Source organism: Mycobacterium sp. E796, from assembly GCF_001672815.1.
In the GTDB taxonomy this organism is placed as follows: Bacteria; Actinomycetota; Actinomycetes; order Mycobacteriales; family Mycobacteriaceae; genus Mycobacterium.
Genome location: NZ_LZKK01000127.1, coordinates 1 through 8,278 on the forward strand (window position 1 = coordinate 1; position 8,278 = coordinate 8,278).

At 69.0% G+C, this 8,278-nt stretch carries 11 protein-coding genes and 1 pseudogene; 8 read left to right on the top strand and 4 right to left on the bottom strand.

Annotation, left to right across the window (positions count from 1 at the left end):
• Positions 1-220 (top strand): annotated as a pseudogene (locus A5706_RS34205) (hypothetical protein); the annotation flags it as partial.
• A gap of 42 nt (positions 221-262) precedes the next feature.
• Positions 263-667 carry a hypothetical protein gene (locus tag A5706_RS10135; RefSeq protein WP_068129713.1) on the top strand — a complete coding sequence of 135 codons (405 nt, stop codon included), beginning with the start codon at positions 263-265 and terminating at the stop codon, positions 665-667.
• Here the strand turns inward: A5706_RS10135 and A5706_RS10140 are convergent.
• A complete protein-coding gene (locus A5706_RS10140; protein WP_068129716.1) occupies positions 664-1,383 on the bottom strand; it encodes a DUF3060 domain-containing protein in 720 nt (239 codons plus the stop codon). The two genes, A5706_RS10135 and A5706_RS10140, sit on opposite strands and share 4 nt — an antisense overlap.
• Positions 1,384-1,430: 47 nt before the next feature.
• Between A5706_RS10140 and A5706_RS10145 the strand changes: the two genes are divergently transcribed.
• Complete coding sequence (locus A5706_RS10145) at positions 1,431-2,456, top strand: NADP-dependent oxidoreductase (RefSeq protein WP_068129736.1); 1,026 nt, start codon at positions 1,431-1,433, stop codon at positions 2,454-2,456.
• Here the strand turns inward: A5706_RS10145 and A5706_RS10150 are convergent.
• The gene (locus A5706_RS10150; protein WP_068129719.1) at positions 2,453-3,082 is read right to left on the bottom strand and encodes a hypothetical protein; all 630 of its coding nucleotides are present in this window, start codon (positions 3,080-3,082) and stop codon (positions 2,453-2,455) included. The two genes, A5706_RS10145 and A5706_RS10150, sit on opposite strands and share 4 nt — an antisense overlap.
• Before the next feature lie 118 nt (positions 3,083-3,200).
• Between A5706_RS10150 and A5706_RS10155 the strand changes: the two genes are divergently transcribed.
• Both A5706_RS10155 and A5706_RS10160 read left to right on the top strand, forming a co-directional pair.
• Positions 3,201-3,653 (top strand): MarR family winged helix-turn-helix transcriptional regulator, encoded by a 453-nt coding sequence (locus A5706_RS10155; RefSeq protein ID WP_068129739.1) that lies wholly within the window; start codon positions 3,201-3,203, stop codon positions 3,651-3,653.
• A 157-nt stretch (positions 3,654-3,810) separates the two neighbouring features.
• Positions 3,811-4,644 (top strand): family 16 glycosylhydrolase, encoded by an 834-nt coding sequence (locus tag A5706_RS10160; RefSeq protein ID WP_068129721.1) that lies wholly within the window; start codon positions 3,811-3,813, stop codon positions 4,642-4,644.
• Here the strand turns inward: A5706_RS10160 and A5706_RS10165 are convergent, their stop codons facing one another.
• Entirely contained in the window at positions 4,645-6,174 is a 1,530-nt protein-coding gene (locus tag A5706_RS10165) for a glycosyltransferase family 39 protein (RefSeq protein WP_068129726.1), read from the bottom strand.
• Between the two features lie 78 nt (positions 6,175-6,252).
• Here A5706_RS10165 and A5706_RS10170 point away from each other — a divergent pair, with 78 nt between their 5' ends.
• From A5706_RS10170 to A5706_RS10180, 3 genes are read left to right on the top strand one after another with little or no spacing between them, the layout of a single operon-like run.
• The gene (locus tag A5706_RS10170; RefSeq protein ID WP_068102732.1) at positions 6,253-6,558 is read left to right on the top strand and encodes a hypothetical protein; all 306 of its coding nucleotides are present in this window, start codon (positions 6,253-6,255) and stop codon (positions 6,556-6,558) included.
• A gap of 20 nt (positions 6,559-6,578) precedes the next feature.
• Positions 6,579-7,250 (top strand): GAP family protein, encoded by a 672-nt coding sequence (locus tag A5706_RS10175; protein ID WP_068129730.1) that lies wholly within the window; start codon positions 6,579-6,581, stop codon positions 7,248-7,250.
• Between the two features lie 25 nt (positions 7,251-7,275).
• Complete coding sequence (locus A5706_RS10180) at positions 7,276-7,956, top strand: GAP family protein (RefSeq protein ID WP_068129731.1); 681 nt, start codon at positions 7,276-7,278, stop codon at positions 7,954-7,956.
• On the opposite strand, the gene A5706_RS10185 is transcribed toward A5706_RS10180, so the two are convergent.
• The gene (locus A5706_RS10185) at positions 7,947-8,126 is read right to left on the bottom strand and encodes a hypothetical protein (RefSeq protein ID WP_068129734.1); all 180 of its coding nucleotides are present in this window, start codon (positions 8,124-8,126) and stop codon (positions 7,947-7,949) included. The two genes, A5706_RS10180 and A5706_RS10185, sit on opposite strands and share 10 nt — an antisense overlap.
• Positions 8,127-8,278 lie beyond the last annotated feature (152 nt).

The window sequence follows — 8,278 nt, forward strand, 5'->3', positions numbered from 1 at the left end:
GCCCCCCGTGCAGCAGGCACCGGCACCGGCGCCGCCGCCGGCCGCCCCGCCGCCGCCTGAGCAGGTCGCGGCGCCCGCCCCGCCGCCGTACCAGCGGCCGCCTCTGACCCTGTACCTGCACTTTCCGTTCTTTACGGTGCCAGTTCCGATCAACCCGCCACCGCCGCCGGCCCCGCCGCCCGGGCCCGCAGGCCCGCCCGTGGCACGAGGCGGCGACTGAGCGCACACTGGGCAGTAACGCTGTAAATGCAAGGAGGCCTGCGTGGGCGAGTACGGTGCGTTCGGGTTCGATCCCGAGGATTTCGACCGTGTGATCAGGGAGGGCAGCGAGGGGCTGCGCGAGGTGTTCGAGCGACTCGGCAAATTCGTCACGGCGCCGGTGCCGGGGACGAGTTGGTCCGCGTTGTTCGAGGACCTGTCTAGGCGGCCCCGCCGCGGGCCGGAGACCGCCGGCGAGGCCGGCGACGGGGTGTGGGCGATCTACACCGTGGACGCCGACGGCGGCGCGCACGTCGAGCAGGTCTACGCGACCGAACTCGACGCGCTGCGCGCCAACAAGAACAACGTCGACCCCAAGCGCAAGGTGCGCTTCCTGCCCTACGGCATCGCGGTCAGCGTCCTCGACGACGATTTGGATTCGGATTCGGATCCGGAGGAGTCCACCTAGCCCTGCTGCACCACGTTCGAACCGCCGGCGTTGCTGATCTTCGGGTTGCCCGAGTGATAGGTGATCTTGTTGTCGAAGCCGGAGGCGTCGATGCTGTCGACGGCGTCGACGGTGATGGCGTTCTGGACGCCTGACACGGTGAGGCTCGTGCAGTGGCCGGTGATCACGACCGTGTTGGAAACCCCGCTCACGTTGACGAGGTTGTCGTTGCACGCGACGGTCCGGTTCTCGTTGATGCCGGAGATGCTGAGCCTGCCCCCGGGCGACGGGGTGGGTGACGTCGACGGCGTCGTGGTTCGGGTCTTCGACGGGCTGGGGCTCCGCGAGGTGGTCGAGGGTGGACCGAAGGTCCCGGTGACGGTGGGGAAGGTGGGCGTCGAGTTGATGATCGACCGGACGCCCGAAAGTTGGTGTGCCGCAAAGGCCGCGATGCCCCCGGCCAGCGCCAGGAACCCGACCACGATGACCGTGCCCAGGATCCACCACGTGCGGTTGCCCGACGGCGACTTCGGCGGAGGCCCGGAGAGCGGGCCGCCGTAGGTCCACGGGCTTTGCGGCGGCGGTGGCGGTGGATACGTCGGGGGTGCATACGTGCCGGGCGAATACGGGTAGCCGCCGGGCGGCTGAGCCTGACCGGACTCGGACGCGCGTGCCGTGTCGGCCAGGGGCTGCTCGAGTTCCCGGATGCGCTGCTCCGGGTCGTCCTGCGAGTTCATGCGAAGATGCTCCCATTGGATCGGCCCGTATGGGTAGTTTCAGCACCGTGCCCGAGTTGCCGAACCGTCAGATCCTGTTGCGTCGCCGCCCGACCGGGCTGGTCCAGCCCGACGACACCGAGCTGGTCACCACGCTCGCGCCCGAACCCGCCGAGGGCGAGGCGCTGCTGCGCACCACCTACGTCGGCCTGGACGCCGCCGCCCGCACCTGGTTGAACGACCAACCCGGCTACCTTCCACCGGTGCAACTGGGCGAGGTCATCCGGGCCGCCGGCATCGGCGAGGTGGTGGCGACGCGCTGCGACGCCTTCGAGGTCGGCGACGTCGTCACCACGCTGACGGGCTTCCAGGAGTACTCGATCATCCGCGACGACGTGTTCAGCACCCCTGTTCCGGGCCAGGCCGCGGTGGACCAGCTGGCGGTGATGTCGGTGTACGGCCCGACCGGGGCGACCGCCTACATGGGGATGATGGACATCGGCCGGCCACAGCCCGGGGAGACGGTGGTGGTGTCGGCGGCCGCGGGCGCCACCGGGTCGGTGGCCGGGCAGATCGCCAAGATCGCGGGCGCCCGCGTGGTGGGCATCGCCGGCGGGCCCGAGAAATGCCGGGCGGTGGTGGAGGACTTCGGGTTTGACGCGTGCATCGACTACAAGAACGAGGACGTCGCCGCGGCGCTCAAACAGCATTGCCCCCGCCGGGTCAACGTCTACTTCGACAACGTGGGCGGCCCGATCCTGGACGCGGTGCTGGGCCGGCTGGCCACCAAGGCGCGGGTGGTGCTCTGCGGCGTCATCTCCAGCTACCTCAGCGGCCAGCACCCGGGGCCGGCCAACTACGTGAACCTGTTGTCCAAGACCGCGCTGATGCAGGGGTTCAACGCGCTCGACGACTGGGGCCGCTTCGAGGAAGCCTATGCGGCGCTTCGCCAGTGGGAGGGTGAGGGCCGAATCAAGCACCGCGAGACCGTTTTTGAGGGCGTCGAGTCGTGCGTCGACGCCCTCAACGGCCTATTCACCGGTGCCAACATCGGCAAGATGCTGGTCAAGCTGAGCGAACCGGCTTCGGGTTAACTCTCCCCCAAGACGCGGTGCAGCGTCTTCTTGGCGTCGGTCAGCGCCTCCAGCACCTTGGTCCGGGTCTCGGCGAGTTGCTCTTTCTGCTCGTCGGTGCCCGTCCAGGCGATGGTGCGGGCCAGCCCCGCGAGCTCGAAGAGCGTTCTGCGGATCTTGAACACGTCGCCAAACTTGGCCGCGCGCCCCAGGAAGGCGTGCGCGGTCTCGCTGCTGACGCCCCGCCAGGCCAGCAGGTTACGGCCCAGCTCGGTCAGCGTCGCGACGCCGTTGTCGACCGTGACCACCCCCCGGCCGGCCAGCAGGCCGATCGCGAGCTCCGCCACGTCTTGCGGCGGCGTGAACGCGCCCTCGGTCGCGTCGGACACTCGCTGCACGATCCGCGCGGCGTCGGCCGGCCCGTCGAGCAGCAGCGCCGCGGTGACGAACGCCGCACGCTTCAGGAAGGGCCGATGACCGGGCCCACCGTGGCCGAATCCGCCCTTGAACCCGAAGCCGCCCTGGCCCCAGCCCTTTTCGCTCCACCCGCCGAACCCGGGTCCGCCGAAGCCGGGACCGCCAAAGCCTGGGCCACCGAACCCGGGTCCGCCGAAACCACCGAAACCACCAAAGAATCCACCAGACATCGCTGTCGTTCCTTTCCACATTTGACTATCAAGCTCCTTGATACCACCGTCGCCCGCGATGTCAAGGAAATTGATGGTGGCTTTCTCGGGGCTGCCGGCCGCATGCGAGCATGAGGGTGTGAGTCAATTCCACGAGGCGCCGCTGGGGTTTTTGCTGTACCGCGTTGTGGCGGCGCTGCGGCCCCAGGTGGCCGCGGAGCTCAAGCCGCTGGGCCTCACCCTGCCCGAGTTCGTGTGCATGCGGATCCTGGCCCATCACCCCGGGCTCAGCAGCGCCGAGCTGGCTCGCGGCACCAACGTCTCGGCGCAGGCGGCCAACCAGGTGCTGCACGCCCTCGAGGAACGCGGCGCCCTGACCCGCCCGGCGTCGACACCGTCGGGCCGGGCGATGCCCGCCCAGCTCACCCGCCGCGGCAAAGCCCTGCTCAAACGGGCCGACGCCGCGGTCCGCGCGGCCGATCAACGCGTCCTGGGCCGGCTCACGGCCGACGAGCAGCGCCAGCTCAAGCAACTGCTTTACGCGGCGGGAACCCGCGCGGCGGAGAGCTGGGAAGCGGATTTGCCACGCTAGCTGCGGTTAATCCGCGAAAACCCAGGGCGACGCACCGTCGCGCGAGATGCGTACCGCCCCCGGTGCGTGGTTTTATAACACCGTTTGCGAAAGTTGCCTCGGGGAAGATCACGCCGGGCCGCAGGTTCCGGCTTCTTAGCGATTGGGTGGTAAGCAGATGGATCGTCGCAGCATGTTGTTGACCACGGGGCTGAGCATGCTGGCGGCCGTGGCCGCGACCCCCATCCCGGAGGCGCTGGCCAATCCGTCTCTGCCGGCACCGCCGAAGGCGCCGTCGGCCGGGCCCGGCGGCTACCTTTTCGCCGACGATTTCGACGGCCCGGCGGGCTCGGCTCCCGATCCGGCCAAGTGGACGGTGCAGACCTGGCAGGACGACGTGTTTCCGCCGGTCGCGGGGATCTACCGCGACGACCGCCGCAACGTGTTCCAGGACGGCAACTCCAACCTTGTCCTGCGTGCCACCCAGGAGGGCGACACCTACTACGGCGCGAAACTGCGGGGCAACTTCCGCAGCATGATCAACCAGACCTGGGAAGCGAAGATCAAGCTGAACTGTCTGGACCCCGGCCTGTGGTCCGCGTTCTGGGGTGTCAACGAGGACCCGCTGCCCGACGGCGAGGTCGACGTCTTCGAGTGGTACGGCAACGGTTCGTGGCCCCCGGGCACCACCGTCCACGCCGCGTCGAACGGGAAGACCTGGGAAGGCAAGTCGATTCCCGGCCTGGTGGATGGCGGCTGGCACACCTGGCAAATGCATTGGGGTGAAAACGGATTCCAGTTCTCGCGCGACGGGTCGCAGTACTTCACGGTTCCGAACAAGCCCATCCACGTCCACGGCGGCGCCCCCGACGACTTCCGGTGGCCGTTCAACAACCCCGGTTACTGGATGACGCCCATGTTCACGCTGGCGGTCGGTGGGGTCGGCGCGGGTGATCCTGCCGCGGCGACCTACCCGGCGGACATGCTCGTCGACTACATCCGCATCTGGTGACTATTTTTCCGCTTTGATCACCTGAACCAGGTTGAACTGCCAGCGCTCGACCAGCCGGAAGCCCAGGTCATGCGGGACCGCGAAGGCGGGGGTCGGCCCGTAGACCTGGCCGGGGGGAATCGCCGCGCCCTGCTCGTGGGCGGGGACCGCGGGGTCGGCCTGGGTGATGATCCAAACGACGCGGCACTGGCTCAACGGCTTGGCGACGACCTCCGGGATGAGGTTGGTGTCGAAGACGTCCCGGCGGTCCGTCGCCCGTTGCCACAGCGTGAGGTCGACGAGTTTGCGGTAGGCATCCGGGCGAGCCGCCATCAGCGGGCGCATTGGGGCCGGCATGAACGTCACCGTGTCGTTCACCAGCAGGCAATCGCCCGGCGCCGCCTTGGCGGTGATCAGGTCCGCTACCTGGCTGTAGTCCATCCCGTATTTGGCATACGGGTTGTGTTGCGCCCGAACGTAGTTCGGCACCGCGGCGACGGCGAAAAGGGCTACCAGTGCCGCCGCCGCCCACGGCCTGGCGGTCACGGCGGCGGTGCAGACGCCCAGGATCAGGGCCATCGCCGGCGCGGTGAAGGCCAGATACCGTGGCGTGTAGATCGGGTGGGCTAGCGCCGAGAAGAGCACGATGAGGGCGGTCGGTATCGCCAGCCACGCGACCGCGATGGTCAACAGCTGCCGGTCTCCGCGCGCCAACCGCACGGATCCGCTGAGCCACAACACAATAGCCGCGGCCATCACCAGCGCCGAGAGAACCGCGAACGGCGGGCTTCGCTCGAAGTACTGCTGGATCACCACGTCCTCGATCGTCCGGTGCCCGATCGTCGGCACCCACTTGATCTGAGGCGATTGCCGGGCGACCGCCGCCAAAAACGGTGCCAGGACGCCCACCGCCACCGCCGAGGTAATGACGAAGCGCAGCAAGACCTTTCGCGTCCGCGCGAAGGCGGCGATGTAGACCAGGTGCGCCAATACCAGCAGCGCCAGGTACGCGTCGAGCAAGATCGACGCCGCCAGGGCGACGCCGTACGACAGCCACGACCAGGCGCCGTTGCGGCGCGCCGCGACAACCAGCAGCACGGTTATCCACACGGCGGCCATCATGGAAAGGGCGTAGGGCCGCGCCTCGACGCCCGCCCACGTCGTCCGGGGCAGGACCCCGCAGAGGACCCCGGATGCCACCGCGACGGTGCGCGACGAGAACTGCCCGCCCAGGACCACCACCCCGGCCGCGGCGCCGCCCACCGCCAGGCCGCTCGGCGCGCGCGACCAGAACTCGGTGTGCGGAAAGACCTGGAACCAGCCGTGCATCAACAGGTAGTACAGGCCGTGCACCGCGTCGACGTTGCCCAGCATCTGCCACAGCTGGCCCAGGGATCGGCTGTAGGAGGCCGAAATGGTCGCGGCCTCGTCGTACCAGAACGACGGGCGGGCCGCACCGGCCAAACTTATTGCGGCCGCAAGAAGTCCGACGACCAACGGGTCGAACGCGCCACGCCGCCGTCCTGACTCGCGGGTATCGGAGGCGCTCACCGTCCGCTATGTTGCCAGACGCTGCGCCGCGCCCTCAGCCGTTGCCCAACCATCATCGTTCGAACGTATGATCGATAAATGGGCGACCTCGCGTCGATCGGATACAACGGGCAGCCGGTCCGCGACCCGTTTCGCGTGGTGCGCCCGCCGATCGCGGTGCTGATCGACCTGACCGTGCTCTTTCCGCGCGAGCCGCATCGCTCGGGTCGCTATCAACCCAACGGCCTGCAGTTGCACAAGGTCGTCGAGGGACGGCTGAGCTGCTGGGGCATCTGCGAACAGGGCGACTGGTGGGGGTTGGTGACCTATCCGATCGCCTATGGCTCCAAGCGGAAGACCGTGACGCACTGGATACCCGCCTGGACGCTGCGCCGGAAAGGCTAGCAGTGCGATGATTGCTGCCCGTGACAGGCAACCTGGCGTCCGCACTGACCAAGCTCATTCCGCTCGGTCTGGTCATCGCGCTCTCACCGATCACGGTCATCCCGGCGGTGCTGGTCTTGCACGCGCCGCGGCCCCGGCCGGCCAGCCTGGCCTTCCTCGGCGGTTGGCTGGTGGGCATGGGTGCCCTCACCGCGGCGTTCGTCGGGGCCTCCGATCTGCTTGGCGATCTGCACCAGACACCGCCGAAGTGGGCCTCGTGGCTGCGCGTGGTGCTGGGGGCGGCGCTCATCGTGTTCGGCATCGTCCGCTGGCTGACCCGGCATCGCCAGGGCAAGAGCCCGGCCTGGATGCGTTCGTTTTCCAAAATGACCCCGCTGCGCGCCGGCGTGACCGGGGTGGTGCTCACGGTGGTGCGCCTCGAGGTGCTGATCCTGTGCGCGGTCGCCGGCCTGGCGATCGGCACCGGCGGGCTGGGGATAGCCGCCGGCTGGACCGCCGGGGCCGTGTTCGTTGCCGTGTCCTCGTTGACGGTCGCCGCACCGATACTCGCCTACGTCGGCTCCGGCGGCCGCCTCGATGACACGCTGGAGCGGCTGAAGGAGTGGATGGAGCAAAACCACGCCGCCATGCTGGCGGTGATCCTGGTCCTGATCGGTTTGTTGGTGCTTTACAACGGAATTCACGCGCTGTAGCGGGGCACACGCTAGATTGCTGCCCATGGCAGGAAGCTGGGTTACCGTCGCGACCGGGCTGATTCCGCTCGGGCTGGTCATCTCGCTCTCGCCGCTCACGGTCATCCCCGCGGTGCTGGTCCTGCAGGCGCCGCGGGCGCGGCCGAGCAGCCTCGCGTTCCTCGCCGGCTGGGTGCTGGGCATCGCCGCGCTGACGGCGCTGTCGGTCGCCGCGTCCGGCCTGCTCGGTGGGCTGGACAAGTCGCCGCCGAGGTGGTCGTCCTGGCTGCGGGTGGTCCTCGGGTCGGCGCTGATCATTTACGGCATCTTCAAATGGTTCACCCGGCAGGGCCACAGCGAGTCGCCGGCCTGGATGCGCACGTTCGACACGATCACGCCGGCCCGCGCGGGGCTGATGGGGGCGGCGCTGGCGGTGGTGCGGCCGGACGTTTCGCTGATCTGCGTGCCGGCGGGTTTGGGCATCGGCACCAGCGGACTCGGCGTCGCCGGTGACTGGCTGGCCGCCGCGTTCTTCGTCGTCGTCGCGACGTCGAGCGTCGCGATCCCGATCCTCGCCTACGCGGCGGCCGGTCAGCGCCTCGACCCGACGCTGGCGCGGGTCAAGGAATGGATGGACAAGAACAACGCCGCCCTGCTGGCGGCGCTGTTGGTCGTGATCGGTGCGATGGTGCTCTCCCACGGGATTCGCGCGCTGTATCACCTGTAGCCGCCGTCGGACAGGCCGGCGTCCTCCTCGAGCCTGTTCGTCTTGCCGAACGCCAACTCGCGCACCAGCTCCCAGCCGTAGCCGCCGAGCATGCCCAGGTAGCCCTTCGCCGCCCACTGCCGGCAGTGCCGTTCCTCGTGGTGCAGCACCACCTGGGGCGACATCTTCATGGTCAACGGCGGCCCGCTCAGCGATCCGGCGGAGCGGCTGCGCCGGATCGTTCGGGGCAGCCCCGACCTGGACCGGGTGCTGCACCACGAGGAACGGCACTGCCGGCAGTGGGCGGCGAAGGGCTACCTGGGCATGCTCGGCGGCTACGGCG